The organism is Nocardia sp. NPDC127579, assembly GCF_042672005.1.
Taxonomy (GTDB): domain Bacteria; phylum Actinomycetota; class Actinomycetes; order Mycobacteriales; family Mycobacteriaceae; genus Nocardia.
Window position 1 is genome coordinate 68404 of sequence record NZ_JBHXVZ010000005.1, and the last position, 26044, is coordinate 94447.

Annotated in this window: 25 protein-coding genes; 9 read left to right on the forward strand and 16 right to left on the reverse strand. The window is 68.4% G+C overall.

The window, feature by feature from the left end:
* Positions 1 to 68: 68 nt before the first annotated feature.
* A complete protein-coding gene (locus ACFVMC_RS18375; protein WP_379211678.1) occupies positions 69 to 1514 on the forward strand; it encodes a PLP-dependent aminotransferase family protein in 1446 nt (481 codons plus the stop codon).
* Between the two features lie 336 nt (positions 1515 to 1850).
* Positions 1851 to 2327, forward strand: a complete 477-nt coding sequence (locus ACFVMC_RS18380; protein WP_379211679.1) for an LppP/LprE family lipoprotein — start codon at positions 1851 to 1853, stop codon at positions 2325 to 2327.
* Here ACFVMC_RS18380 and ACFVMC_RS18385 read toward each other — a convergent pair whose 3' ends face one another.
* Positions 2328 to 3197, reverse strand: a complete 870-nt coding sequence (locus ACFVMC_RS18385) for a bile acid:sodium symporter family protein (RefSeq protein ID WP_379211681.1) — start codon at positions 3195 to 3197, stop codon at positions 2328 to 2330.
* A 393-nt stretch (positions 3198 to 3590) separates the two neighbouring features.
* On the opposite strand from ACFVMC_RS18385, the gene ACFVMC_RS18390 reads away from it, so the two are divergent.
* Both ACFVMC_RS18390 and ACFVMC_RS18395 read left to right on the forward strand, forming a co-directional pair.
* Positions 3591 to 4214, forward strand: a complete 624-nt coding sequence (locus ACFVMC_RS18390; RefSeq protein WP_379211683.1) for a class I SAM-dependent methyltransferase — start codon at positions 3591 to 3593, stop codon at positions 4212 to 4214.
* Between the two features lie 159 nt (positions 4215 to 4373).
* Positions 4374 to 4604, forward strand: coding sequence for a hypothetical protein (locus tag ACFVMC_RS18395; RefSeq protein ID WP_379211685.1), 231 nt, complete (start codon positions 4374 to 4376; stop codon positions 4602 to 4604).
* Positions 4605 to 4666: 62 nt separating this feature from the next.
* Here the strand turns inward: ACFVMC_RS18395 and ACFVMC_RS18400 are convergent, their stop codons facing one another.
* Positions 4667 to 4807, reverse strand: a complete 141-nt coding sequence (locus tag ACFVMC_RS18400; RefSeq protein WP_379211687.1) for a hypothetical protein — start codon at positions 4805 to 4807, stop codon at positions 4667 to 4669.
* 150 nt (positions 4808 to 4957) lie between these two features.
* Between ACFVMC_RS18400 and ACFVMC_RS18405 the strand changes: the two genes are divergently transcribed.
* The gene (locus ACFVMC_RS18405; protein WP_379211689.1) at positions 4958 to 5674 is read left to right on the forward strand and encodes a peptidylprolyl isomerase; all 717 of its coding nucleotides are present in this window, start codon (positions 4958 to 4960) and stop codon (positions 5672 to 5674) included.
* A 57-nt stretch (positions 5675 to 5731) separates the two neighbouring features.
* On the opposite strand, the gene ACFVMC_RS18410 is transcribed toward ACFVMC_RS18405, so the two are convergent.
* Positions 5732 to 6325, reverse strand: coding sequence for a hypothetical protein (locus tag ACFVMC_RS18410; protein WP_379211691.1), 594 nt, complete (start codon positions 6323 to 6325; stop codon positions 5732 to 5734).
* Between the two features lie 98 nt (positions 6326 to 6423).
* Positions 6424 to 8184: a proteasome ATPase gene (gene arc / locus ACFVMC_RS18415; protein ID WP_379211693.1), complete on the reverse strand. Its 1761-nt coding sequence runs from the start codon at positions 8182 to 8184 to the stop codon at positions 6424 to 6426.
* 214 nt (positions 8185 to 8398) lie between these two features.
* Between arc and ACFVMC_RS18420 the strand changes: the two genes are divergently transcribed.
* Positions 8399 to 8863, forward strand: coding sequence for a hypothetical protein (locus ACFVMC_RS18420; protein WP_379211695.1), 465 nt, complete (start codon positions 8399 to 8401; stop codon positions 8861 to 8863).
* Here the strand turns inward: ACFVMC_RS18420 and ACFVMC_RS18425 are convergent, their stop codons facing one another.
* Positions 8864 to 9697: a tRNA (adenine-N1)-methyltransferase gene (locus ACFVMC_RS18425; protein WP_379211697.1), complete on the reverse strand. Its 834-nt coding sequence runs from the start codon at positions 9695 to 9697 to the stop codon at positions 8864 to 8866. It lies immediately after the preceding gene.
* Positions 9698 to 9743: 46 nt separating this feature from the next.
* Between ACFVMC_RS18425 and ACFVMC_RS18430 the strand changes: the two genes are divergently transcribed.
* Positions 9744 to 10649: a RecB family exonuclease gene (locus ACFVMC_RS18430; protein ID WP_379211698.1), complete on the forward strand. Its 906-nt coding sequence runs from the start codon at positions 9744 to 9746 to the stop codon at positions 10647 to 10649.
* A 4-nt stretch (positions 10650 to 10653) separates the two neighbouring features.
* Here ACFVMC_RS18430 and ACFVMC_RS18435 read toward each other — a convergent pair whose 3' ends face one another.
* From ACFVMC_RS18435 to metH, 10 genes are all read right to left on the reverse strand, one after another.
* Positions 10654 to 11784, reverse strand: a complete 1131-nt coding sequence (locus ACFVMC_RS18435; RefSeq protein ID WP_379211700.1) for a YeiH family protein — start codon at positions 11782 to 11784, stop codon at positions 10654 to 10656.
* Positions 11784 to 11936: a hypothetical protein gene (locus tag ACFVMC_RS18440; RefSeq protein ID WP_379211702.1), complete on the reverse strand. Its 153-nt coding sequence runs from the start codon at positions 11934 to 11936 to the stop codon at positions 11784 to 11786. The genes ACFVMC_RS18435 and ACFVMC_RS18440 overlap by 1 nt, the downstream gene beginning before the upstream one ends.
* Positions 11937 to 12033: 97 nt before the next feature.
* Entirely contained in the window at positions 12034 to 12885 is an 852-nt protein-coding gene (hisG, locus tag ACFVMC_RS18445; RefSeq protein ID WP_379211704.1) for an ATP phosphoribosyltransferase, read from the reverse strand.
* Positions 12886 to 12930: 45 nt separating this feature from the next.
* The gene (locus tag ACFVMC_RS18450; RefSeq protein ID WP_379211706.1) at positions 12931 to 13194 is read right to left on the reverse strand and encodes a phosphoribosyl-ATP diphosphatase; all 264 of its coding nucleotides are present in this window, start codon (positions 13192 to 13194) and stop codon (positions 12931 to 12933) included.
* Between the two features lie 37 nt (positions 13195 to 13231).
* Positions 13232 to 15049, reverse strand: a complete 1818-nt coding sequence (locus ACFVMC_RS18455) for a choline/carnitine O-acyltransferase (RefSeq protein ID WP_379211708.1) — start codon at positions 15047 to 15049, stop codon at positions 13232 to 13234.
* Positions 15046 to 15876 (reverse strand): class I SAM-dependent methyltransferase, encoded by an 831-nt coding sequence (locus ACFVMC_RS18460; protein WP_379211710.1) that lies wholly within the window; start codon positions 15874 to 15876, stop codon positions 15046 to 15048. The genes ACFVMC_RS18455 and ACFVMC_RS18460 overlap by 4 nt, the downstream gene beginning before the upstream one ends.
* A 35-nt stretch (positions 15877 to 15911) precedes the next feature.
* On the reverse strand, positions 15912 to 16775 hold the full coding sequence (locus tag ACFVMC_RS18465; protein WP_379211711.1) for an arpA protein: 864 nt from the start codon (positions 16773 to 16775) through the stop codon (positions 15912 to 15914).
* A gap of 141 nt (positions 16776 to 16916) precedes the next feature.
* Positions 16917 to 17555 (reverse strand): HAD family hydrolase, encoded by a 639-nt coding sequence (locus ACFVMC_RS18470; protein WP_379212406.1) that lies wholly within the window; start codon positions 17553 to 17555, stop codon positions 16917 to 16919.
* Between the two features lie 151 nt (positions 17556 to 17706).
* Entirely contained in the window at positions 17707 to 19248 is a 1542-nt protein-coding gene (locus tag ACFVMC_RS18475) for a serine/threonine-protein kinase (protein ID WP_379211713.1), read from the reverse strand.
* Positions 19249 to 19528: 280 nt separating this feature from the next.
* Positions 19529 to 23125 carry a methionine synthase gene (gene metH, locus ACFVMC_RS18480; RefSeq protein WP_379211715.1) on the reverse strand — a complete coding sequence of 1199 codons (3597 nt, stop codon included), beginning with the start codon at positions 23123 to 23125 and terminating at the stop codon, positions 19529 to 19531.
* Between the two features lie 144 nt (positions 23126 to 23269).
* Here metH and ACFVMC_RS18485 point away from each other — a divergent pair, with 144 nt between their 5' ends.
* On the forward strand, positions 23270 to 24154 hold the full coding sequence (locus ACFVMC_RS18485) for a PAC2 family protein (protein ID WP_379211717.1): 885 nt from the start codon (positions 23270 to 23272) through the stop codon (positions 24152 to 24154).
* Between the two features lie 22 nt (positions 24155 to 24176).
* On the opposite strand, the gene ACFVMC_RS18490 is transcribed toward ACFVMC_RS18485, so the two are convergent.
* Positions 24177 to 24512, reverse strand: a complete 336-nt coding sequence (locus ACFVMC_RS18490; RefSeq protein WP_379211719.1) for a hypothetical protein — start codon at positions 24510 to 24512, stop codon at positions 24177 to 24179.
* Between the two features lie 276 nt (positions 24513 to 24788).
* Between ACFVMC_RS18490 and ACFVMC_RS18495 the strand changes: the two genes are divergently transcribed.
* Entirely contained in the window at positions 24789 to 25928 is a 1140-nt protein-coding gene (locus ACFVMC_RS18495) for an XRE family transcriptional regulator (RefSeq protein WP_379211721.1), read from the forward strand.
* Positions 25929 to 26044 lie beyond the last annotated feature (116 nt).

Below are 26044 nucleotides of genomic sequence, written 5' to 3' on the forward strand. Positions count from 1 at the left end.
AATTGCCGCGCGGTAAAACTTGGGGCCGGTTCGGGTTGCCGGACCGTGGCTGTCGCAGAATTGAGCCCGTGACGATCGACCGCGCGAGTACGGGCGGCACTCCTTCCGAGGGGGTGCCGTCGGACCCGCTCATGTCGCTGTCCGAGCTCACCGCCGACCTCGACGATCGCACACCGGCCGGTATCGCCGCCGCGATCGCACACCGAATCCGTTCCGGCGCTTTGGCTCCCGGCTCGCGACTACCCACGGTGCGCGAGGTGGCCAAGCAACTGCGGGTCTCCCCCGCCACCGTCAACCAGGCATGGCGCGCCCTGGCCTCGACGGGGGCCATCATCGCGCGCGGGCGCGCGGGCACCTTCGTCGGCGAACCGGCCGCAACACTGTCGGGTCGATCGGGCGGCCGTTATCAACGCCTGCATCCGCCGTCCGGCAGCGCCTTCCGCGTCGACCTGTCCCGCGGCACCCCCGATCCGGCATTGCTGCCGGACCTGACAGCGGCGCTGCGCGAGATCACCGCGCACGATGCCGGTGATCTCGCCGCCGACTACCTGGGCGAGGCCGTACTGCCCGAATTGGCGGCGCGCGTCCGTGCGGACTGGCCGTTTCGCGCCGAACGGCTCGCCGTGTTCGACGGCGCGCTGGACGCCATCGATCGACTGCTGTCCGCGTATGTGCGCTTCGGTGACGCGGTCGCGGTCGAAGATCCCTGCTTCCCACCGTTTCTCGACCTACTGGCCCGGCTCGGGGCACGGCCCGTTCCGGTACGACTCGACCCGATGGGGCCGGTGCCGGGCGAATTGGCCCGCGCCGTAGCCGATTTCGGCGCCGGCGTGGTTCTGCTGCAACCGCGCGCACAGAATCCCACCGGGGCGTCGCTCACGGCCGCCCGGGTCCGGGAACTCGCCGAGATCCTGCGCGCCGCCGGGACGCTGGTCCTCGAGGACGACCACAGCGCGGGCATCGCGACCGCGACGCTGCGCTCGCTGGGCGCCCGGCTGCCGCGGCGCACCGTGCATGTGCGCTCGTACTCCAAATCGCACGGCGCCGATCTGCGCCTGGCCGTCGCGGGCGGCCCGGCCGACCTGCTCGACCCGGTGATCGAGCGGCGCATGCTCGGCGCCGGATGGACCAGCCGCCTGCTCCAGCGGGTCCTGCTCACCATGCTCGACGACCCCGCCGCCGTGGCCGCCGTGCGCGCGGCCCGCGCCGAATATCGAAGACGGGCCACCGAACTACGCCGCGCGCTGGCCGGGCACGGCATCACCCTGCCGCGCGGTGACGGCATCAACCTCTGGCTGCCGGTCGCCGACGAGAACGCCGCCATGATCTCCCTGGCCGCCGCGGGCATCAAGGTCGCCCCCGGCGGCCCGTTCGAAGTCCGCGACCACCCCGGCGCCGACCACGTACGCCTGACCGTCTCCCCGCTGTCCGAAATCGACTCCGGCTGGCTGGCCACCGAATTGGCCGCCGCGTCGACCGCGACCCCGACCTACCGCCGGGTCCGCCGGACCTGAGGGGCCGCACTCCACCTCGATCGGTTCGCGCAGGCCGTTCCGGTTGATCGCGGTGGTCGGCTGCTCGCACGCGCCGGACGACCGCACTCGCTGCGCTCCGGTAACACCGCCGGTCATCGTCGCGATTTCGGGTGCAGGGGGTACCGCTCACACCATTCGACCCGATCGAGGGGAATCATGGGCATCAAACCAGCTGTATACGCACTCGCCGCGGGCTTGGTCCTGGCTGTCGCCGGATGTGGTGACGAACCGCAATCGCCCGCGACCAGCACTCGAGCGCAACCTCCGACCAGTACGAACAGGCCGACGCCGAGCGGAACGGGCCCCACCGTCATCGTGCCGCCGACGCAACCGGTGACGGTCACCGTCGAGCCCACCACCGCACCGACCACGGTGCCCGGCGGCGGGGACGGGTTGTGTTTCGATCAGGATTCCGAGCTCGCGCACGCCGGGTTCGCGCGGGTCGCGGCGGATGAACCGAGCACCATCTGGACCATTCCCGGGGCCAGCGAGGATTCGGCGGACGGGGGCTGCGCGGGGGTACTGTCCTGGATGACCATGGAGGGCATGGGAATTCATCCCGCCACCCATATTCTGTTCTTCGCCGAGGGCAAGTACCTCGGCACCGCCTCGGCCGAGCCCTACGCCTACACGACCGTGCTCGGAAAGACCCGCGGCACGGTGTCGGTGCAGTACAAGTGGCCGCTTCCGGAGGACGCGCTGTGCTGCCCGACCGGCGGCCCCAGTGTCGTCACGTTCACATTGAACGGTACGACGGTTACCGCCAGCGGGCAGTTCCCGCCCGCCGGCTGATCACACCGGGCTGGGCTGCCGCGTCCGGCGGGCCAGCAGGTAGGCGGCGGCCGCCGCGGGGATGTTCATCAGTACGCCGTACACCGCGCCCGGCACTGCCATCGGATCGTTCCGCAGCACCGTCGCGGCGACGGCGATCGCGATGGCGCCGTTATGGATTCCGATCTCCATCGCCGACGCGATCGCTTGGTCCTCCTCGATCCGGAAGAGCTTGGGCGCGTAGTACCCGACGCCCAGACTGATCACCGCGAACACCAGGCACACCGCCGCCAGCCGGCCGATGTGCTCGGTCAGCGTCTGGAAGTTCTTGGCCACCGCCGCGGTCACCACCAGCGCCAGCACGATGATGGAGAGCACCTTCACCTTGTCGCGCATCCGCTCGGCCCAACCGGGGTAGCGCCGGTGCACGGTCATGCCGATCGCGACCGGCACCAGCACGATCGCGAAGACCTGTGCGAACTTGTCCGGGCGTAGCCCGATCGATTCCGCGTCGTCGAGGAACAGACTGAACGACAGCGCCACCACCAGCGGCAGCGTGAATACCGCCAGCACCGAGTTCACCGCCGTGAGCGTGATGTTCAACGCCACATTGCCGCCGGCGATGTGGCTGAACAGATTCGCCGACGGCCCGCCCGGCGACGCCGCCAGCAGCATCATTCCCGCCGCCAGCGCACCCGTGAGCCCGAACAGATAGATCAGGCCGAGACACACCACCGGCAGTAGCACCATCTGGCACACCAGCGCCACCACCGCCGCCTTGGGATAGCGCACCACCCGTGCGAAATCATCCACCGTCAGCGTCAACCCCAGCCCGAACATGATCAGCGCCAACGCGATCGGCAACAACACCGCGAAAAGCGTGGACCCCATCCGCATCTCCTCTCACCGAACCCCGCCCCGAACATAACCGACCCCACCGACACTCGCCATCGACCCGAACCGCCACCTGGGTTCCGTCCGCGAAATCCGTGACTTCGCAGCCGCTGTCGCGTTGCCGCACACGCAGTTGCCTGTGCCGAGTCGCGAAATCGGCTGTGAATCACCCGGTCCGATGCAGCGAAGCCCGCGTGCCGGGTTCTGTGCCCGGCATCGGGCAGCCGGGATATCCGCCGGGGACACTCGCCACCGGACGACTCCGGTGACACCACGCAGCCGTCCGTGCTGCTGCTGATGCTCGTCCACACGCCCCTCCGGCTGGTAGCCGTTCGCCGCAGCGCGTCCGTGGAAGTCGCCGGACGCAGCGGAGCCGGGCAGGATGGGCGGGTGGGTGCGCGAGAGAGCTATGACCGGATCGCGGAAGAGTACGCCGGGCGGTTCGGGGCGGAGTTACGGGACAAACCGCTGGATCGGGCGCTGCTGCGCATGTTCACCGATGAGGTGGGCGCCGAGCACACGATCGCCGATATCGGTTGCGGCCCTGGACATATCACGTGGTATCTGGACCATCTGGGGTCACGAGCGCTCGGTATCGATCTGTCGCCCGGCATGATCGAGGTGGCCACCGCCGCCCACCCGGAACTCGAGTTCGAGGTCGGCGACATGCGCGGACTCGAGGTGCCCGACGGGACCTGGGGCGGCATCGTGGCGTTCTACTCGATCATTCATCTCCCGGCGGCGCAAGTGCCCGCCGCGTTCGCGGAGTTCCGGCGCGTCCTGCGACCGGGCGGGCAGCTACTGCTGTCGTTCCATCTCGGCAGCGAGACCCTGCACCTGGACGAAATGCTCGGCCACACCGTCGATCTGGACTTCCACTTCTTCGAACGAGCCGAGATCGAAGCCGAACTCCTCGCGGCCGGATTCCGGATCGACGCGGCCGTCGAGCGCCGCGCCTACCCCGCCGAGGTGGACACCCAGCGCGCGTATCTGCTTGCTCGCACCCCGAAGTGATCGGTTCGTGCGCAGCGGTCCGCGACCACGGCAGCAGCGGGCGCCGTACCGGCATCGTGACCGGACAGGGCAACCCGAATGTGCCTGTTCCACCACGACGCCCGACCCACCTGCCTAGATTCACCTGCTGTAAGTGACCGCCAACCGAAGGAGAATGCTATGCGTTTCGTCCGGACCGGCTTCATTCTCGTCGCCGTGGCCAGTGCGTCATTCCTCGGTGCCGGCGTCGCCCAGGCGGCGACCATCGATGTGACCGCCGATCTGCTCACCTGCGCGGCGGGCGTCGGCCTCGATGCCGACACACTCGCCGATCTCCGGGCCGGCATCGGACGATCGGTGGAGGTATCGGCCGAAACAGAAGCCGAGCTCGAGGCAGGCGGCTGCCTCTAGGCGCACAGACGACAGCGGCCGCGTCCCTGATCGGGGACGCGGCCGCTGGACCGTCGACGGAACTATCCGGCGCTACCGGTCAGCAGCTGCTGGATCGTCTCGACCAGGATGCCGACGATGAAATCCGATGCAGATCCGGACATGTGCTTCTCCTCATTCTCGGTCGGCGGACCCTCGTACGCCGAACAATGTGAAGCATGCATGATTCAGAAGATTTGGACCAGTGGTTTCGTGGAAATTGTCCGATGAACGGAACTCCGGCAACGATACGTCGCATCCCCATCGCCGCGAGATGGCAAGATGCCGCACAGCATCGACCGATGCGTGGACCGAAATAAGGAGACCGGAGAACGTTGAGCAGCGAACAGCGGCAATTCGTCCACCACTCGCGACAGGGACTCGCGCGGATCCTAGGCGGTGCACGGCTTTTCGCGGCGGGCGCGGCGCTCGCGGTGCTCGGGATCGGCGGCGTCCTCGCCCTGCCCGAAGCCGCCCTGCCGCAAGCCGACGCGGCGGTCCCGAACTGCAACGCCGACGCCGGAGCGCCCAACGGCAAGCAGTGGCCGGCCGAGCCGGGCATGGGTATCGACCCGGGCGCGAACTACACCGCCACACTCAACACCAGCTGCGGCGCGCTCACCATCGCGCTCGAGGCCGCCAAGGCGCCCCGCACCGTCAACTCCTTCGTGTTCCTGGCCAACGAGAACTACTTCGACCACACCCGCTGCCACCGGCTCACCACCGAGGGCATCTTCGTGCTCCAGTGCGGCGATCCGACCGCCACCGGCACCGGCGGCCCCGGCTACAAGTTCCCCGACGAGAACCTGGTCGGCGCCACCTACCCGGCGGGCACCGTCGCCATGGCCAACGCCGGCCCCAACACCAACGGCAGCCAGTTCTTCCTGGTCACCCAGGACTCCCAGCTGCCGCCGAGCTACACGCCGTTCGGCAGGATCACCGCCGGCATGGACAAACTCACCGCGATCGCGAGCGCCGGCACCCAGGACGGCGCCGGTGACGGCGCCCCCGCCGCCGACGTCGTCATCGACTCGGTGGCCGTCCAGAACTGATCCGGGCACCCCGAAGGGCCGCGCTTCCGATCCGGAGACGCGGCCCTTCGGCTCGAATCAGAAACCCGGCGTCTGACCCGGCGGCGGAAAGCCCATCGGCGGGACCTGACCCATCGGCGGCGCCGGCTGGAAATACGGGCCGGACGGCTTCAGCCAGAGCAGCACGATCGCACCCAGTCCGATCAGCCAGAGCAGCACGGTGAAGATCAGCCCGAGCGCGTTGGCGCTGGTCCCGAGCATCCCGGCACCCACCAGGCTCATCAGTGAGAACACGGTGTTCACACCGAACAGCACGCTCGCGGTGATCCGCGCCCAGTTCTTGCCCGCCCGGCACATGAACGCCAGCAAGATCCACAGGCCCGCGGCGATCACGTTGACGATCACCCCGCCCACGATCGAGAGCGTCACGACCGCGTCGATCTCCGCCGCGGTCAGATCCGACTGCTGCTCGCGCGCCTGCTCGCGCACCGCGTCCACCTGCGTGAAGACCAACGCCGTGCTGAGCACGGTGACGACCGCACCCGCGAGCATGGCGTAGAAGGCGTTCTGCACCGTCGACGGAATCACCTTCGCGACCGGACCGTAGGGCTGATAGGAACCCGGATACGGTTCCGGCCCGCCCGGATACGGCTCTGGTGGCAGGTTCGTCATAACGATCTCCTCCTCCTGGATCGAGCCCCGGACACGCCGCCCGGGAAGCGAAGAGCCGCGCCCCCTGGCGGAGACGCGGCCCTTCAGCTCATCGCACCCTACAGGTACTGGCCGGTATTCGACTCGGTGTCGATCGCCCGGCTGGCACTGGCGTTCTTGCCGGTGACCAAGGTGCGGATGTAGACGATCCGCTCGCCCTTCTTGCCCGAGATACGTGCCCAGTCATCGGGATTCGTGGTGTTGGGCAAGTCCTCGTTCTCGGCGAACTCGTCCACGATCGAATCGAACAGATGCTGGATGCGCAGACCCGGGTTGCCCGTGTCCAGCACCGACTTGATGGCGTACTTCTTGGCCCGGTCCACGATGTTCTGGATCATGGCGCCGGAGTTGAAGTCCTTGAAATACAGGACCTCCTTGTCACCGTTGGCGTAGGTGACCTCCAGGAAGCGGTTGTCCTCGCTCTCGGCGTACATCCGCTCCACGACCCGATCGATCATGGCCCGGGTGCAGGCCACGCGATCGCCGCCGAACTCGGTGAGATCGTCGGCGTGCAGCGGCAGCGTATCGGTCAGGTACTTGGAGAAGATGTCCTGTGCCGACTCCGCGTCCGGACGCTCGATCTTGATCTTCACATCGAGGCGGCCGGGCCGCAGGATCGCGGGATCGATCATGTCCTCACGGTTGGAGGCGCCGATGACGATGACGTTCTCCAGGCCCTCGACACCGTCGATCTCCGAAAGCAGCTGCGGCACAACGGTGGTCTCCACATCGGAGGAGACACCCGAACCACGGGTGCGGAAGATCGAGTCCATCTCGTCGAAGAACACGATCACCGGGGTGCCCTCGGAGGCCTTCTCGCGGGCCCGCTGGAAGATGATCCGGATGTGACGCTCGGTCTCGCCGACGAACTTGTTCAGCAGCTCCGGGCCCTTGATGTTGAGGAAGAAGGACTTGGCCTCCTTGGCATCCTCACCTCGGGCCTCGGCGATCTTCTTGGCCAGCGAATTGGCGACGGCCTTGGCGATCAGCGTCTTACCGCAGCCGGGCGGACCGTAGAGCAGCACGCCCTTGGGCGGGCGCAGCGCGTACTCGCGGAACAGATCCTTGTGCAGGAACGGCAACTCGACCGCGTCGCGGATCTGCTCGATCTGGCGGCCCAGGCCACCGATATCGGTGTAGTCGACATCGGGCACCTCCTCGAGCACCAGATCCTCGACCTCGGCCTTGGGGATGCGCTCGAACGCGAAACCCGCCTTGGTGTCGACCAGCAGCGAATCACCCGGGCGCAGTTTGCGAATGGGGCGATCCGGATCGTCGAGGTCGTCGTCCTCGGCGAGCTTGGCCAGCGGACCCGCCAGCCACACCACACGCTCCTCGTCGGCGTGGCCGACCACCAGGGCGCGGCGTCCGTCGTCGAGAATCTCACGCAGACTGCCGATCTCGCCGACCGCGTCGTAGACGCTCGCCTCGACGACGGTCAGCGCCTCGTTCAGGCGCACGGTCTGGCCGTACTCCAGCGTCGCGGTGTCGATATTCGGCGAACAGGTCAACCGCATCTTGCGCCCGGACGTGAACACATCGACCGTCTGGTCTTCGTACACGCCGATCAGCACGCCGTATCCGCTCGGCGGTTGACCGAGCCGATCGACTTCCTCACGGAGCGCGACGAGTTGCTGCCGCGCCTCCTTGAGCGTGTCCATCAGCTTGGTGTTGCGAATGGTCAGCGAATCGATGCGGGCTTCCAATTCCCGTGCGCGATCGGGTGAATCGGCGAGTTGCCTCCGGAGTGCAGCTGCTTCGGCGCGTACCGCCTCGAGCTCTCTCCAGGCCGCCGAATCCGAATTCTCGATGGGGCTCATGTGCTGCTCCTCCCAGTCCCGGTCTATCAACGCTACCGGGCGTGAACGTTTCTCGCCTTCCCAACTCGGTTTCGTCGAGATCACATCTGGGCTGCGATCGACCGCCGTCACTCCATGTTAGCCTGCCCTAACCCGAACCGGGCGAGCGCGGCTCGCCGATCGAGCCGAAAGGTTGCTGAGAATGCTCCTTCCCGCAAGGAAAATCCGTCTCTGTATGGCTAGCGCCGCGGTGGCCCTTGCCGTTACGGCCGGGGCGAGCGCCTGCGGTTCCGACGACAAGTCCGACACCGCGAGCACCAGCGGCGCCGTGACCAGCAGCGCCGCCGGTCACGGCGACCACGCCGCACCGTCGGCCGCCGATCTGCAGGCAACGCTCGTGCTGCTGGCGGATCCGGCCAAGCCCACCGCCGACAAGACCGCGATCGTGGTCGACGGCGCCAAGCGCCAGGCCAACATCGAAACCATGAACCGTGCACTGGCCGGCTACGGCACCCTCACTTTCGCGGTCAGCGACGTGAAAGTCGACGGCACCGAGGCGACCGCGCAGGTGATCACCACCTCGCCGCACGGCGCCGCGCCCGCCATGCCGATGACCTGGGAACACGTCGACGGCGCCTGGAAGCTCTCGGACGCGAGCGCGTGCACCCTGCTGGCGTTCGTGGCGCCCTGCGCGCCCTGATCAGCCCTTGGAGGGACGCCGCTGCGGTTTCGGGGTGACGGTGCCCTCGGCCAGGCGGCGCGCGCTCACCAGGAACGCGGTGTGGCCCTGCATGCGATGCTCGGGCCGCACCGCGAGACCGACCACGTGCCAGCCGCGCACCATGGACTCCCAGGAGCGCGGCTCGGTCCAGCACTCCTGTTCGCGCAGCGCCTCGACGACCTTCGACAGCTGTGTGACGGTCGCCACGTAGACGAGCAGCACACCGCCGGGCACCAGCGCCTTGGCGACCGCGGGTAGCGCGTCCCAGGGCGCGAGCATGTCCAGGACCACCCGATCCACCGGCTCACCCGCGTACTGGGCGACGTCGGCCACCGTCAGCGACCAGTTTGCCGGGCGTTCGCCGAAGAACGTCTCCACGTTCCGAACAGCGTGCTCGGCGTGGTCCTCGCGGATCTCGTAGGAGATGACCTCGCCCTGCGGGCCGACCGCACGCAACAGCGAACAGGTCAGCGCGCCGGAGCCCGCACCCGCCTCCAGCACCCGCGCGCCGGGGAACACATCGCCCTCGTGCACGATCTGGGCGGCATCCTTGGGGTAGATGACGGCCGCACCGCGCGGCATGGACAGCACGTAGTCGACCAGCAGCGGGCGCAACGCCAGATACGGGGTGCCGTTGGTGGAGGTGACCACGCTGCCTTCGTCGGCGCCGATCAGCTTGTCGTGCTTGATGCCGCCGCGATGGGTGTGGAACTCCTTACCCTCCTCCAGGACGACCGTGTACAGCCGTCCCTTGGCATCGGTCAGCTGCACCCGGTCGCCGATGGTGAAAGGCCCGGTCCGTCTGGCCGTCATGTATCTCCTCGTCTATGTGTCGGTACCGCGGGATAGCCTGCCAGGTATGTCTGGCTCCGCGTGCAAGCCCCCCGGCGATCTCACCCCCGAGGCCGGGCCGGAGCCGGGGCCCGGGCGGCGCCGGCCCGCGCTGTCGCCCTCGCGGGCAATCGATTTCAAACAGTGCCCGTTGAAGTATCGGCTGCGGGCGATCGATCGGATTCCCGAAACGCCGTCGCTCGGCGCGGTGCGCGGGACGGTGGTGCACGCGGTCCTGGAAGACCTGTACGGGCTCCCCGCGCCCGAACGCGGGCCCGAGCGCGCGGCCCTGCTGATCGAACCCGCGTGGGCACGGATCCAGGCCGAGCGGCCGGAGGTGGGTGAGCTGGTCACCGAGGGGCTCGAACCGTTCCTCGCCGAGGTACGCGCCCTGATCGAGGGGTACTACCAACTCGAGGATCCGACCCGGTTCGAGCCCGAATCCCGCGAGGCCCAGGTCGAGGTGGAGCTGGGCGACGGCGCGGTACTGCGCGGTTTCGTCGACCGCATCGATGTCGCCCCCACCGGCGAGCTGCGCGTGGTCGACTACAAGACCGGCCGCGCCCCCGGACCCACCCATGAGACCAAAGCGCTGTTCCAGCTGAAGTTCTACGCGCTCATGGTGTTACGCACCCGCGGCATCCTCCCCACCCAGCTACGCCTGATCTACCTGGCCGACCGCCAGATCCTCACCTACGCACCCGACGCGACCGAACTGCTCCGCTTCGAACGCACTCTGTCGGCCCTGTGGGACGCCATTCTCGACGCGGGCCGCACCGGCGATTTCCCGCCCAACCCCAGCTGGCTCTGCGACTACTGCGACTACAAACCCCTCTGCCCCGCCTTCGGCGGCACCCCACCCCCCTACCCCGGCTGGCCCGGCCCGGGCCAGGAATCCCCCGCGGAGACCCTGGCCGAGGCCGTGTCCGAGTAGCCCGTCAGACCGTGAAATCCCGGAACAGCACCACCGAAAGCCCCAGCCCGACAAGCAGGTTCACCACCGCCGCCGAGCCGAACACCGCGATCGGCCGCCATCCGGCCTCGCGCAGTCCGTGCAGCGAGAATTCCAAGCCGATCGACACGAACGCCAGGATCAGGAACGAGGTCCGCAGATCGTTGACGATGGCGATGTGCGCCGCGCCCGTCTTCTTCTCGACCGACTGCAGGTACAGCGTCCCGATCACCGACGCTGCCACGAACCCGAGCACGAACTTCGGGAACCGCTCGAAGAACTGGCTCGCCGAGGGCCGCTCCGCGTCCGGCCGCCGCTCCACACGCAGGGTGAAGTACGCGGTCAACGCGATCGCCACGATCCCGATCAGCGCGTTCTGCGTGGTCTTGACAACGGTGGCGATCTTGAGCGCGTCCTCGCCCGCCAGCGCGCCGGAGGCCGCGACCGCGGCGGTGGTGTCGATATTGCCGCCGATCCACGCACCGGCCACCGCATCCGACAGATTCAGAGCCTCGGCGAGCCACGGCAGCACGAAGATCGACGGCAGCGCGAACAGGATCACCAGCGAGGCCGCGTAGGCGATCTGCTCGCGCTTGGCCTGGACCGCGCCCGCGGCGGCGATGGCGGCGCTCACACCGCAGATCGACACCGCCGAGGACAGCAGGGCACGCAGTTTGTCGTCCAGGCCGAGCACACCGCCGAACCACCAGGTGAACCCGAATACCGCCGTGATCAGCAGCAGCGCCTGCACGATCGACGGGCCCGCCGCCGTCACCAGGATCTTCAGATTGATCGAGGCGCCGAGCAGCACCACACCGGTCTTGATGAAGAACTCGGTGCGGAAACCGGCCGAGAGCCGTTCCCGCAGATCCAGTTTCGACAGGATCACATTGCCGAGCAGGCCGAGCGCGATCGCGTAGACCGGGAACTCGACCGATTTGGCGACCCGCTGGAACGAGGTGCCCTCGGCCCACTTCGGCACGTGCGCGTCGAAGTAGCGGGTCGCCAACCCCAGGGCCAGCACCACGGCGATTCCGGCCGCGATCTCACCCCGGGTCGGCTTCGGATTCGCTTGCAGCGCGGCAGTTTCCGACCGCACGGTATTCTCGGTGGCCATCAGCCCACCAGCCATTCCGGCGACACCAGCCCGGCCGGCACCGCGCCGACCAGGACCAGTATCAGCAGGACCAGGCCGACGAGCGCCGCCAGCCAGTCCTCGTTCCAGGTGAACCATCGGCCCGAGCGCGGCTCGGGCGGTGTCTGCGACACGGTTGTGCTCCTTGCGTTCCTCATCGAAGAGGATGGAGCCTAGGGCTGCAGAAGCACCGCGCACACCGGTTGCACGCACCGTGAATTCATCGGTGGCCTAGAACGCGCGGCAGGAGCGGATGTCGAAGGCGAGGATGGCCTTGGCGCCGAGGTCGGCCAGCTGGTCCATGACCTCGTTGCCCTGTTTGCGGGGCACCATGGCCCGGATCGCGACCCACTTCTCGTCGGCCAGCGGCGACACCGTGGGCGATTCCAGCCCCGGAGTGATGGCGACGGCCTGCTCCAGGAGATCCTTCGGGCAGTCGTAGTCCAGCATGATGTACTGCTGGCCGAAGACCACGCCCTGCACGCGGGCGATGAGCTGATTGCGGGCCCGCTCGTTCTGGTCGGAGCCGGCCTGCTCGATCAGCACCCCCTCGGAATCGCACAGCGACCGGCCGAACGGCACCAGATTGTGCTGACGCAGCGTGCGACCCGAGCCGACCACGTCGGCGATGGCGTCGGCGACGCCGAGTTGGATGGAGATCTCCACCGCACCGTCGAGCCGGATCACTTCGGCTTCGATGCCGTGCGTCTTCAGATCCTCGAGTACCAGATTCGGATACGAGGTGGCGATGCGCTTGTCCTGGAGGTCGGCGACCTGCCATTCGCGCCCGGCCGGTGCGGCATAGCGGAAGGTGGACCGGCCGAAGCCGAGCGAGAGCCGCTCCTGGACCGGCGCACCGGAATCCAGGGCGAGATCGCGCCCGGTGATGCCGAGATCGAGTTCGCCCGAGCCGACGTAGATGGCGATGTCCTTGGGGCGCAGGAAGAAGAACTCCACCTGGTTGGCCGGGTCCAGGACGGTCAGGTCACGGGAATCGGTGCGCTTGCGGTATCCGGCCTCGGCCAGGATCGAGGTCGCGGATTCGGACAGGGCGCCTTTGTTGGGGACTGCGACGCGCAGCATGGGAGGGATTCCTTTCAGGGAGGTCAGCGGGAAGACGTGCGGCCGTCACAGATGTCGGTACACGTCTTCCAGCTTCAGCCCCCGCCCCACCATCAGTACCTGGACCCAGTAGAGCAGCTGCGAGATCTCCTCGGCGAGCGACTCGTCGCTCTCGTGCTCCGCGGCCAGCCAGACCTCGCCGGCCTCCTCGAGCACCTTCTTACCCTGGGCATGCACGCCGGCATCCAATGCGGCGACGGTGCCGGAGCCCGCGGGGCGGGTGGCGGCACGATCCAGCAGCTCGGCGAACAGGGATTCGAAGTTCTTCACGAAGAGATTGTTTCAGACCCGGATGCGGCCGGGTTGCTCACCCCGCCGCGGCGCCGAGCAGCGCGCGCAGATCGGCGACCGCCGTGCGCAGGTGCTCGGCGAAGTCGTGCATCTGGCCGGCGACCGTCGCCGGGGTGGCCAGATAGAGATTCCACCGGTCCGGCAGCAGGACGTAGGCGACTCCGATGCAGGTGGGGCTGGTGGAGCCGAACCCGAAGTACTGGATGTTGACCGACGGGGCGGAGCTGGTGCTGAGGTAGTCGTTGCGCATGACCTGCCAGCCCGGGCTGTCGTAGAGCGGAATCGGGTCGGTGACGCCGAGCTCGGCCCCACGCCGCCGCTGGATCCACTCCAGTTCCCACAGGTGCTGTTCGGGCGCGTCACCCGCCTGGCACTGTTTGGCCCGCTCGACGTGCGCGGCAGCGGCGGTGCGCGCGGCGGCCACCCGCTGTTCCGGTTCGACGGCCGGGTCCTGCATGGCGTCGACGAACGCCACCATTTCCGGGGTGACCACGCGCATGGCCTCGGTGCGGCCGTTGCGCCACTGCCGGGTCGCGATCGACTCGTAGGTGGCGCCGGTCAGTCCTTTGCTGCGCCGGTGCGCGAGCTGGTAGCTCAGTTGCGCGAACGCGTCGGGTGAGATGCCGAGAGCTTTGGCCGCGGTGGTGCCGAAGTCGTCGAACGAGACCGTGGTGGTGGCGTTGGCGTCGGCGTAGCGCGCGAAATCCACACCGGCGGCGGCGATATCGGCGCGCAACTCCTCCGAGAGCGTGAAGTCGATCGGTGTGAGCGGCGGCGTGCCCTGCGAGCGCGCGCCGGAGCGGGCGGCGTGCTCGGCGACCGGGGTTTCCAGCAGCGCGTCGACGAAGGACAGGATCGTGGTGCCGTCGAGCCCGCAGTGCTCGACATTGATTCCGGCCTGGCCGTCGCCGAAGACCACGAACGAGACCGCTTTGTCGAACCAGCGGTTGCCGCTGTTGCCGTGCAGCAGCTGATCGCAGGCGTACAGCGCGTCGCGGGGCGTGGAATCCTCGAGGCACAGGCAGAACAGCGCCGTCTCGATCGTGTCGAGCGCCGCGACGTTGACCGGCTCGGCCCGCAGCGCCGCGCGGCTGGCCGCCCATTCCGCTCTCGCCTTGGTGGTGAGGTGCCCGACCTGGGTGTCCGGATCAGCGGCCCGCGCGGTGGCCGACAGCCCGCGCAGTGCGGCGGCGAGATCCTCGGTCGAGTACGGCTCGCCGCCGGGGCCCTGCACGTCGAGGCGGTAGGCGCGGCCGCGCAGGAAGACCACGATGTGGCGGGCCTGGGACGGCCCCGGCCATTCGCTGCTGTAGGGCACCCGCACGGTGTCCTGGAGTTCGCCGGGAATCCGGGTCTCGGAGAACAGGTACTTGTGCTGCCACATCGACAGCTGCTGACCGCGCTGAGTGGCGGCCTCGACCTTCTCCTCGTCCAGCGCGAGCTTGTAGGCGACGGCGGCGGACACGATCGCCGCCGCACGTTCGGCCTGGTTCGCCGCGGTCGAGGACGCGAGCGCGGTGTCGTCGCGGAACAGGAAGAAGAAGTTGGCGTTCAAGGCGATTCGATCGCGCCGGCCGAGATAGCGCGAGGGCCAGAACAGGTCGAGCCAGCTGCCGACGCCGGGGGTCCGGTCGTAGTCGACGAGCGCGGCGTGCAGGGTGCGGCCCGGCCCCTGCGGGCGCAGCAGATCGGCGACGGCGGCTTCGGTCTCGGCGTATTGCCCGGCGTCGAGTAGCGGTGCGCACCACTGCAGGAAGCGGGCGCAGCTGTCCTCCAGGGTGGGCAGCGGTACCCGGGGCAGGTGGTCGTCGGCGGCGAAGGTGCGGTCACTCAACTGGGATTCCCCTGACTGGATGCGGTGATTTCCGGACGGGACACGTACAGGGTGGCGTAGAGCCATCCTTGTGCCTCATAGCCTGCGGTATCAATACCTTTGGCGGCCAGTGTTTCCAGCACCTGCGACCGTTCCGCCGCGGAGGCGAAGCGACGCTGCTCGAACATGCCCGGCAGTCGCACGGTCCGGTAGCCGAGCGCCGACAGCCGCTGCTCGATCGGCGCGAAGTCGAACATCCGCAGCACGAAATGCGCCATCCACGGCGGTCGCTGCGGCCGCGCGGCGGCGATGCGGGCCAGGGTCCGCTCGGTCACGTAGCCGACGCAGCCGGTCGAGATCACCAGGTCGGCGGCGGCGAGCACCGCGCGCTGCGCGTCGGTCGGCTCGGCATCCTCGAGGTCGGCGTGCACGGCGTCGTGCAGCAGCCCGGCCGCGGTCGCGTACTCGAGCGCGGGACGCGAGGCGTCCATTCCGAGGAACCGGACCTCGGGCAGCCGGTCCACGGCGGCGAGCCGGGCCCGGTCGCGCCGGATCAGATCCGCGCGGTCGGTGCCGGTCTCGTAAAGGTCGGCCAGGTCGGCCATGCTCGCCCCCAGTCGCAGCAGCGCGGCGTTGACGCCGTAGGAGCACCCGATATCGAGCACGGTCAGCTGCTCGGCACCGGTGGCGGCGCGACACTCCCGGATCTGCTGTTCGAAATATGGTCGAGCCAATTCCGGTATCCGATAGTCCAGTTCGGCCAGGCGGGCGTGGTAGTCGCGGGGATCGGGCCGGTCGTAGATGTCGTCGAAGGAGGCTTTCCCGGTCGTATGCAGCGGCACTGGCACGGTTGTAGTTCCTCTCGAGCGGGTGCGACGCCGCTTCAGTCGAGCAATTGGTCGCCGCGCACCGCACGGTCCGCGGCGGCTAGATGGTCGGGCAGGACACGGCCGAACAGCTGGCGGGTGCGTTCGGCCGTCCCGATCACGCCGGGACGGTCGGTATAGGCGAAGATCGCCGAATGACGTTGCGCCGCACCGGATACCGGTGACACGCGATGCAGCGAGAAGCGGCCGCGGAACAATTGCAGATCACCGGGGCGCAGGTGGAGGCGCTGCGGCCGCGGCGCGCCGGAGCCGGTCAGTACCGCGCGGACCGCGTCCAGGTTCTCCGCCCGCGGCGAACGGATATTCGGGCAGTACTCGAAGACGCCACCGGAGTCGGCGGGCTGGGTCAGCATGCTGACGGTGAACTCGTTGGTGTCGAAATGCCATGGATGGGACATGCCGGGCGCGACCACGTTCAGACACAGCCCGGCCAGCGGGTCGGCGAATTCGTGCAGTTCGGCCAGATCGAAGCAGTCCGCGACGAAGCGCTTGAACTCCGCGCTGGTGTAGAGCCGGTGGATCAGCGCATCGGCGGGTATCCGGTCGCGGGCGACGAAGGCGTTCCCGCGTTCCAGCACGATGCGCCCCGGATGATCCGCGGGCAGGTCGGCGTCCAACGGAATGTTGTAGGCGTTGACCCGCTCGACCGCGTAGTGCGCGTGCGGCGCCAGCGCGGCGCCTTGCGCCCGCAGGGTCTCGACCAGCTCCGGCCGGATGAAGCCGGGCAGGACCGTGCAGCCGCGATCGGCCAGATCCGCACGTGCCCGCCCGATCACCGCGGCCCGGCCCGAATCTTCGGGATCGGCCAGCCGATAGCGCGTCGTGTCGATGAGCTCTCGCAAGTCTCCCGGCACTGTCATGACGCAATTTTTGTCGACCGACCGCTGGTCGCGGTCCGGAATGACGCACCCGTGAGCATCGTCACAGTTACCACAGGTGTCAGTTATGTTGTACGACAACAATTCTCGCGACCGCTTGGATCGCGGCACAGAAATCCTGCGTCAGGCGACGGCGCGACGCACCTGGAGCAGGTCGGCGGGTGTGAGCCCGACCAGCGTGTCACGGAAGACACGCCCCGGCCCGGCCGGCACCGCGATCTCGCAGGGAACGACCAGAACGGCGCAGCCCGCGGCCTCGGCCGCCCGCGCGCCGGTGGGCGAATCCTCGATGGCCACACAGTGTTTCGGGTCGACGCCGAGCAGCTCGGCGGCGCGCAGGTAGATCGCGGGGTCCGGTTTGCCCACCGGCACCTCGTCACCGCAGACCGAGGTATCGAAGAAATCGCGGCCCAGGGTATCGAGACCGTACTCGGCGAGCGAACGCTTGGTGTTGGTGACCAGCGCGGCGGACAGACCCGCCGCACGCACCATGGCGAGCGCGTCCTTCGCGCCGGGCCGCCACGGAATCGCACCCGTCATCAACTCGGCGACCCGGCGCTCCAGGAAGATCCGCGCCTGCTCCACCGCGGCCACCGTCGGTTCCAGCCCCAGTCCGGTGAAGATGATCCGCATGGCATCCGGCCCGGCCGAGCCGATCAGCGCGTGCCGGATCTCATCGGTCATCTCGTGGCCGAGCTCCCGGGCGAGCTCACGCACGCCGATGTCCCACAACTTCTCCGAATCGAGCAGCGTGCCATCCATATCCCAGAGCACCGCGGCCAGCGCTGTCACGTTCGGTACATCCCCTCGAAACGACGAGATCCGGTCCGGACGCCGGATCGTTTCCCAGCGTAACGGTCGCAGGGCAGGCGGCCGGACCGGTATCGCCGCGGCGGGCTGCCCGCCCGGGAAATCACCCGCGCTGGGAGTTCACGATGACGGGACGGCCGCCCTCGGCGACCACCTGGAACCACCGCCGTTCCGATTCGACCCGGCCGTTGGTGTGCACGTAGGTGATCGTCGCAACGGCACGGTCACCGGTCACCACGACGTCGGAGGCGCGGACCGAGCTGAACTGCTGCCAGAACCGGACATATTCCGCATATCCGCCGGTCGACGCCTGGTATCCGGCCGAGAGCTGCGACCACGCGGCCTGTGAATTCCCAGGCAGCTGGCCGTAATAGCCGTAGACGAACTGCGCGATCTGCTCCGAAGTGGGCGGGCCGGCCAGGGTGGTCGTCGTGGTCGGCGGCACGGTCGTGGTCGTGGTGCTCGGCGGCGCGGTGGTGGTCGTCGACGACCGGGGTTGCCCGGGCACACCCGCGACCGATGTCGCCGTGGGCTCGGCGGTCGTGCTCGACTGTGCCACCGGCGGAGTCTGCGAACCATCGTTGCGGGTCAGCAGGATCACGGCCAGCACGACGGCCACCGCGGCGACCGCGATCAGCGCCAAGGTCTGCTTGTTCGGGCCACGGCCGGACGGAGCGCTCGAGCGCGGCGGCGCGGGCAGAGTCGGGGTCGGCGCGGGGATGAACTCGGTGGCGCCCTGCTCCTCGGGTGCGGCCAGCACGGTGGTCGCGTCCGCGCCCGGCGCGGGCATGACCTTGGTGCTCACCGGAGCCGCCAGCGCCGGAACCCGTCCCGCCGCAACGGCTTCGAGTGCCTCGCGGGCCTCGCGCATGGTCGGCCGGGCGTCGATGACGGGCGCCAGCAGCCGCAACAGCACCGGCGCGAGCGCACCCGCGTTCTTCGGCGCGGGAATCTCACCGCGCGCGACCGAGTGCAGCACCGCCAGCGGATTGTCGCCCTCGCCGAACGGCGGTGCGCCCTCCACCGCCGCGTACAGGGTCGAGCCGAGCGCGAACACATCCGAGGACGGCTCCGGGTTCTCCCCGCGCGCCACCTCCGGCGCCAGATAGGCCGGGGTACCGGCCAGGAAACCGGTCGCGGTGACCGTCACATCGCCGACCGCGCGCGAAATGCCGAAGTCGGTGATCTTCACCGTGCCGTCATCGGCGACCAGCAGATTCGCCGGCTTCACGTCGCGGTGCATGATTCCCGCCTCGTGCGCTGCCGACAGCGCGGCGGCGGCCTGTGCGCCGATCCGCGCCACCTCACCCGGCGGCAGCGTCTGCTTGCCGGACAGCTTCGCGGCCAGACTGGGCGCATTCATGTACTCCATGACCAGCCACGGCTGGCCGTCTTCCTCGGCGACATCGAAAACGGTGATGGCGTTGGGGTGGTGCAGCCGGGCGGCGATCCGGCCTTCGCGCATGGCCCGCAGCTTCGCCTCCAACGCGGCCGAGCGGGACAATCCGGGCGCCAGGATCAGCTGTTTGACCGCCACGGTGCGACGTAGTCGGACATCGGTGGCCCGCCACACCACGCCCATGGCGCCGGTGCCGATCGGATCCGTCAGCCGATACCGTCCAGCGATCAACCGGTCCGCCGTCATTGGGTTGTGCCCCTCCTGCTTTCACGCCGAGCTCGCGGGCAGTTGGGTGGCGTTCGCATCCGCCGACTGCCCCGGATGCAGTTGCAACTGCATCGACAATGGCATACCCGGCCGACCGACATCCACCGGATCACCGGGTGGATTCCCGGATCACGTGCCTGTCGGTACCGGATATCGCCGCGATTACGTTCCGCGACATGCGAATACGCGGATCATTTGGTCAAACCTGTCGGTGAGGACACTCACACCGTCCCCAACGGTCCGATCACTCGGGCGCTCGTCAGGCGTTGAAGTACTTCGCCTCCGGATGCAGCAGCACGAATGCGTCGGTCGACTGTTCCGGATGCAGCTGCAACTCCTCGGAGAGCACCACACCGATCCGGCCCGCCTCGAGCAGGTCGACCAGTTTCGCGCGGTCCTCGAGCTCCGGGCAGGCGCCGTAACCGAAGGAGTAGCGCGCGCCGCGGTAGCCGAGCTTGAAGTAGTCCTGCACGTCGGCCGGATCCGATTCGGCGACCGAATGCCCGTCCAGGGTGAGCTCCTCACGCACCCGGCGATGCCAGTACTCGGCCAGCGCCTCGGTCAACTGCACGCCGATACCGTGCACCTCGAGATAGTCGCGGTAGTTGTCACCGGCGAAGAGCTCGTTGGCGAAATCGGCGATCGGCTGCCCCATGGTGACCAGCTGGAACGGCAGCACGTCGACCTGGCCGGTCTCCTGCGCGCGGGCACGGGAGCGGATGAAGTCGGCGATGCAGAGGAAACGGTCACGCTGCTGGCGCGGGAACCGGAAGCGGTAACGCTCGGGCGCGTCGGGGCGCGGCTCGGTCAGCACGACGACCTCGTCGCCCTCGGAGACCGCCGGGAAGTAGCCGTAGACCACCGCCGCGTGCTGGAGCACGTTCTCGGTCGAGAGCCGATCCAGCCAGTACCGCAGCCGCGGACGGCCCTCCGTCTGCACCAGTTCCTCGTAGGAGGGGCCGTCACCGCCGCGCTGGCCGCGCAGCCCCCACTGGCCGAGGAACAGCGCCCGCTCGTCGAGCAGACCCGAATACTCTTGCAGCGCAAGCCCCTTGACCACCCGGGTGCCCCAGAACGGCGGTACCGGCACGGGCAGGTCGGCGGCCACGTCGGAGCGCTCCGGCACCACCACCGGCACCTGGGTGGCCTTGCGTTCCTCGGCGATCCGCTTGGAGCGCTCGTGCCTGGCCTTGCGCTCGGCCGCCTTCTCGCGGGCGGCCACCGCCTCGGGGCTGTCCGGATCGAGGCCGCCGCCGCGCTTCACGGTCATGATCTCGTCCATCAGCCGCAGGCCCTCGAACGCGTCGCGCGCGTAGTGCACCTCACCCTCGTAGACCTCGGTGAGATCGTGCTCGACGTAGGCGCGGGTCAGCGCCGCGCCGCCGAGCAGCACCGGATACTGATCGGCCACGCCCTTCAGATTGAGCTCCTGCAGGTTCTCCTTCATGATCACCGTCGACTTCACCAGCAGCCCGGACATGCCGATGACATCGGCCTTCTTGTCCACCGCGGCGTCGAGGATGGTCGCGATCGGCTGCTTGATGCCCAGGTTGACGACCTCGTAGCCGTTGTTGGACAGGATGATGTCGACCAGGTTCTTGCCGATGTCGTGCACGTCGCCCTTGACCGTCGCCAGCACGATGCGGCCCTTGCCGGAGTCGTCGGTGGACTCCATATGCGGTTCCAGGTACGCCACAGCGGTTTTCATGACCTCGGCGGACTGGAGCACGAACGGCAGCTGCATCTGCCCCGAGCCGAACAGCTCACCGACGGTCTTCATCCCCGACAGCAAGGTCTCGTTGATGATGCGCAGCGGCGGTACCTCGGCCATGGCCGCGTCCAGATCGGCTTCCATCCCGGCCTTCTCGCCGTCGACGATGCGGCGTTCCAGGCGCTCGAACAGCGGCAGCGCCGCGAGCTCCTCGGCTCGCGAGGCCTTCGACGAGGACGTCGAGACGCCCTCGAACAGGGCCATCAGCTTCTGTAGCGGGTCGTAGTCGGGAGTGCGGCGGTCGTAGACCAGATCCAGCGCGGTCTGACGCTGCTCGTCCGGGATCCGGCTCATGGGCAGGATCTTGGAGGCGTGCACGATCGCCGAATCCAGCCCGGCTTCGACACATTCGTGCATGAACACCGAGTTCAGCACCTGCCGGGCGGCCGGGTTCAGGCCGAACGAGATATTCGAAAGCCCCAGGGTGGTCTGCACCTCGGGGTGGCGGCGCTTGAGTTCGCGGATGGCCTCGATGGTTTCGACGCCGTCGCGACGCGACTCCTCCTGGCCGGTGCCGAGGGTGAAGGTGAGCGTATCGATGATGATGTCGCTCTCCAGCAGACCCCAGGTGCCGGTGATGTCGGCGATCAGGCGCTCGGCGATCTCCACCTTCTTCTCGGCGGTGCGGGCCTGGCCCTCCTCGTCGATGGTCAGCGCGACCACGGCGGCGCCGTGCTCGGCCACCAGTGCCATGGTCTGCTGGTAGCGCGAATCCGGGCCGTCACCGTCCTCGTAGTTGACCGAGTTCACCGCGCAGCGCCCGCCCAGGTGTTCCAGACCCGCACGCAGCACCGGGGTTTCGGTGGAGTCGAGCATGATCGGCAGGGTGGACGCGGTGGCCAGACGCGAGGCCAGCGCCTCCATGTCCGCGACACCGTCGCGGCCCACATAGTCGACGCACAGGTCGAGCATGTGGGCGCCGTCGCGGGTCTGATCCTTGGCGATGTCCAGGCACTTCTGCCAGTCCTCGGCCAGCATGGCCTCACGGAAAGCCTTGGAGCCGTTGGCATTCGTGCGCTCGCCGATCATCAGCACGGACGCGTCCTGCTCGAACGGCACCGCCGTGTACATGCTCGACACCGACGGCTCGTGCTCGGGGCGGCGGCGTTCGGCGATGGGCGGCAAGGACTTCTCCACCTCGCGCACCGCCTCGGTGACCTGGCGGATGTGCTCGGGGGTGGTGCCGCAGCAGCCACCGACCAGGGCCAGCCCGTATTCGGAGACGAAGCCGCGCAGCGCGACCGCCAGCTCCTCGGGCGTCAAGGGGTATTCCGCGCCGTTCGCGCCGAGTACCGGCAGCCCGGCATTGGGCATCACCGACACCGGCAACTGCGCGTGCTTGGACAGATGGCGCAGATGCTCGCTCATCTCGTCCGGGCCGGTGGCGCAGTTCAGGCCGATCATGTCGACGCCCAGCGGCTCGATCGCGGCCAGCGCCGCGCCGATCTCCGAACCCACCAGCATGGTGCCGGTGGTCTCCACGGTGACGTGGGTGATGATCGGGATCCGGCGGCCCGCCTGCCGCATCGCCCGGCGGCTACCGGTGATCGCGGCCTTGACCTGCAGCAGGTCCTGGCAGGTTTCGATCAGAATGGCGTCCGCGCCGCCGTCGAGCATGCCCAGTGCCGCCTCGACATAGGCGTCACGCAGCACGGCGTAGGGCGCGTGCCCCAGGGTGGGCAGCTTGGTGCCCGGGCCCATGGACCCCAGGACATAGCGCGGTGTGCCGTCCGCGGACGGCCCCATCTCGTCGGCGACCTCGCGGGCGAGCCGGGTACCACGCTCGGACAGATCGCGAATGCGGTCGGCGATGTCGTAGTCGGCCAGGTTGGGCAGGTTACAGCCGAAGGTGTTGGTTTCCACGGCATCGGCACCGGCCTCGAAATACGCGCGGTGGATGGCCCGCAGCACATCGGGACGGGTGTCGTTCAGGATCTCGTTGCAGCCCTCGAGGCCGCGGAAATCGTCGAGCGTCAGATCCGCCGCCTGCAACATCGTGCCCATCGCACCGTCGCCGATGACGACACGGCGAGACAGCGTGTCGAGAAGCGTGGTATCGAAGGCGGTAGAACGGGGCGCAGGCATGCGTACAAGCGTAGAGGGCGGTTGCGACAGAGTCGGCAGCCGCACCAGCGCAGGTGAGAGCGAGGTGGGCCAGGCCACACTCCCGGGCCGTGTCCTTGGCTGCATGAGACAGCGCGGGCGATGCCCACACCGTAGGGTGAACGGGTGAACCCCAGTGAAACTCCCGAGTCGGAACTGCCGACGCTGCGGGATCCCGTGCTGGTCGCGGCCTTCGAGGGCTGGAACGACGCGGGAGACGCGGCCAGTGGCGCGGTCGAGCATTTGGAACTGATCTGGGATGCCGAACCGCTAGCCGAACTCGATTCCGAGGACTACTACGACTACCAGGTGAACCGTCCGACGGTACGCCAGGTCGACGGCGTGACCAGGGAAATCCAATGGCCGGCCACCAGCCTGTCGGTGTGTTCGCCCCCCGGTAGCGAACGCGACGTCGTGCTGCTGCGCGGGATCGAACCGAACATGCGCTGGCGCAGTTTCTGCGGTGAGCTGATCGCCATGATCGAGCAGCTGGGCGTGCAGACGGTGGTCATTCTCGGCGCGCTGCTCGCCGACACCCCGCACACCCGGCCGGTGCCGGTCACCGGGTCGGCCTACAGCAAGGAAGCGGCCGAGCATTTCAACCTGGAACAGACCCGCTACGAGGGACCGACCGGCATCACCGGCGTGCTCCAGGACCAGTGCGTGCGCGCCGGCGTGCCCGCGGTGTCGTTCTGGGCGGCCGTGCCGCACTACGTCTCCCAGCCGCCGAACCCGAAGGCCACCATCGCGCTGCTGCATCGCGTCGAGGACGTGCTCGATATCGAGGTACCGCTCGGTGAACTGCCCAAGCAGGCCGAGGACTGGGAGGGCGCGGTCAACGAGATGACCGTCGGCGACGAGGAGATCAGCGAATACGTGCGTTCGCTGGAGGAACGCGGCGACGCGGCGGTCGACATGAACGAGGCGATCGCCAAGATCGACGGCGACGCCATCGCGGCCGAATTCGAGAAGTACCTGCGCCGGCGCGGTCCCGGCAGCTTCGGTCTGTAGCGCTCGCGCCGGGGCGCGGCGGTCAGGCCGGCGTCGCGCCCGGCGGGCCCTGTACCTCCTCGACGGTCCACACCCGGGCCGCCGCGTCCTGAGCCAGCTTCGCGATCAGGATGTCGCGCGGAATCGTCTGGCCCGCAAAGTGATCGAGTGAGGGAACCACCACGTGGTGCGCGTCGGCGCGCACCAGCTCCTGCGTCAGCTCCGCGAACGCCGTGCCGTCACCCGATGTCGATTCATGGAAAGTCGCGGCGAAACAAAGCCCTTCGGCCTGCGCGAGCGTGCTCATCGCGTCCTCGAGCTCCGCGCTGTGGCCGTCGGCCAGATCGTCCCGCAGGTATCCATAGATCAACGCTTCCACCCGAACCTCCATTGGTCATGGGTCGCTGTTGGGGTAATGCGATGTGGGGCAGTGGATCGGCAAACTCTAGCCGGTCCCTGATTCAGGATGTCGGACGCCATGTTGCAAAAGCAGGTGTCAACCCCATGACATCTCTATGCCCTATTCGGTCCGCTGAGCGTTAACTGGTGCGATACTCGAACGGTGGCCGCTGGAGACGATCGACCCGTCTGGGCTGTCCGGATGCGCTCCGAACGCGACGCGAGGGGGTGGTCCCAGGCCGATGCCGTCCGCGTGATGCGCGCCAAGTCGTCGCACAACTTGCCGACAGACAGTACGCTGCTGCGCAATTGGCGGCGCTGGGAGTCCGGCGAGTCGCGCCCCGACGACTTCTACGCGCCCATCATCGCCGCCGCCTTCGACACCGTGACCGCGGCGTTCTTCCCGAAATCGCGGCCCAACCGGGACGACGAACTGCTGTCCGCGACCGGCATGGACACGCTGGAATTCATTGGGCGCCTGCGCATGTCCGATGTGTCGGCGGCCACCCTGGACGCGATCCGGATCACCGCCGAGCGGCTGTGCTGCGAATACCCCTACGCCGACCCGCATTCGCTGCACAGCGAGGGAACCGCCTGGTTACGGCGCATCACCTCGCTACTGGACGGACGGCTCACGCTCGCGCAGCATCGCGAGATCCTGGTGCTGGCCGGATGGGTCGCGCTACTCGTCGGATGTGTCGACTACGACCTGGGCCGCCGCACGTCGGCCGAGGCGACACGCCGTGCGGCGATCTCGCTCGGCCAGGAGGCCGAGCATGCCGAGATCATCGGCTGGGGCGCCGAAATGGCCGCCTGGTTCGCCCTCACGCAAGGTAACTACCGGGGTGCCATCGAGGCGGCGGACAGTGCGCTCGACCCGTCCAGCGCCCTCGGCGTCGGTGTCCAGCTGGCGGCGCAACGCGCGAAGGCGTGGGCGCGGATCGGGGACCGCGCGGAGGTCGAGCGCGCGCTCGGCACCGGCCGAGCCATCCTGGAGCGACTCGAACCGCCGCTGAATCTGGACAACCATTTCGTCGTCGATCCGCAGAAGTTCGACTTCTACGCCATGGACTGCTGCCGGGTCGCCGGTGAGGACAAGCTCGCCGAAACCTATGCCCGCGAGGTCATCCGCAACTCCACCCGCGCCGACGGCACCATCCGCAACCCGATGCGCGTCTCCGAGGCCCATCTCACCCTGGCCGTCGTGGCCGTCCGCAACCGTGACCTCGAGCTCGCCGTGGACGAGGGTATGCGCGCCTTCGCCGGCAAACGCCGATCCCTGCCCTCCCTGATGTGGATAGCCGGTGAGGCTGCCCGGGAGATCATCGAGCGCTTTCCGGGCGATCCCCGCACCCGCATCTACTTGGACCAACTCAGATCCCTGTCCCCGGAGTGATCTTCACCTCCGGGCGCCGGCCGCGCAGCGGGGCCGAGCGAACACGCTGCGAACCGGACACGCGGGACCGCAGGGAGAGGTGGCGACCTTTCCGCTACTACCCTGTTGCCGGTGAC

Excerpts from the sequence above, each read along its gene's own strand:
- ACFVMC_RS18465 (WP_379211711.1), bottom strand. The coding sequence starts at position 16,775 with ATGACAGTGCCGGGAGACTTGCGAGAGCTCATCGACACGACGCGCTAT.
- ACFVMC_RS18435 (WP_379211700.1), bottom strand. The coding sequence starts at position 11,784 with ATGGCCACCGAGAATACCGTGCGGTCGGAAACTGCCGCGCTGCAAGCG.
- ACFVMC_RS18430 (WP_379211698.1), top strand. The coding sequence starts at position 9,744 with ATGTCTGGCTCCGCGTGCAAGCCCCCCGGCGATCTCACCCCCGAGGCC.
- hisG (WP_379211704.1), bottom strand. The coding sequence starts at position 12,885 with ATGCTGCGCGTCGCAGTCCCCAACAAAGGCGCCCTGTCCGAATCCGCG.
- ACFVMC_RS18420 (WP_379211695.1), top strand. The coding sequence starts at position 8,399 with ATGGCTAGCGCCGCGGTGGCCCTTGCCGTTACGGCCGGGGCGAGCGCC.
- metH (WP_379211715.1), bottom strand. The coding sequence starts at position 23,125 with ATGCCTGCGCCCCGTTCTACCGCCTTCGATACCACGCTTCTCGACACG.
- ACFVMC_RS18495 (WP_379211721.1), top strand. The coding sequence starts at position 24,789 with ATGCGCGCCAAGTCGTCGCACAACTTGCCGACAGACAGTACGCTGCTG.
- ACFVMC_RS18395 (WP_379211685.1), top strand. The coding sequence starts at position 4,374 with ATGCGTTTCGTCCGGACCGGCTTCATTCTCGTCGCCGTGGCCAGTGCG.
- ACFVMC_RS18425 (WP_379211697.1), bottom strand. The coding sequence starts at position 9,697 with ATGACGGCCAGACGGACCGGGCCTTTCACCATCGGCGACCGGGTGCAG.
- ACFVMC_RS18470 (WP_379212406.1), bottom strand. The coding sequence starts at position 17,555 with ATGGATGGCACGCTGCTCGATTCGGAGAAGTTGTGGGACATCGGCGTG.
- ACFVMC_RS18475 (WP_379211713.1), bottom strand. The coding sequence starts at position 19,248 with ATGACGGCGGACCGGTTGATCGCTGGACGGTATCGGCTGACGGATCCG.
- ACFVMC_RS18410 (WP_379211691.1), bottom strand. The coding sequence starts at position 6,325 with ATGACGAACCTGCCACCAGAGCCGTATCCGGGCGGGCCGGAACCGTAT.
- ACFVMC_RS18385 (WP_379211681.1), bottom strand. The coding sequence starts at position 3,197 with ATGGGGTCCACGCTTTTCGCGGTGTTGTTGCCGATCGCGTTGGCGCTG.
- ACFVMC_RS18400 (WP_379211687.1), bottom strand. The coding sequence starts at position 4,807 with ATGCATGCTTCACATTGTTCGGCGTACGAGGGTCCGCCGACCGAGAAT.
- arc (WP_379211693.1), bottom strand. The coding sequence starts at position 8,184 with ATGAGCCCCATCGAGAATTCGGATTCGGCGGCCTGGAGAGAGCTCGAG.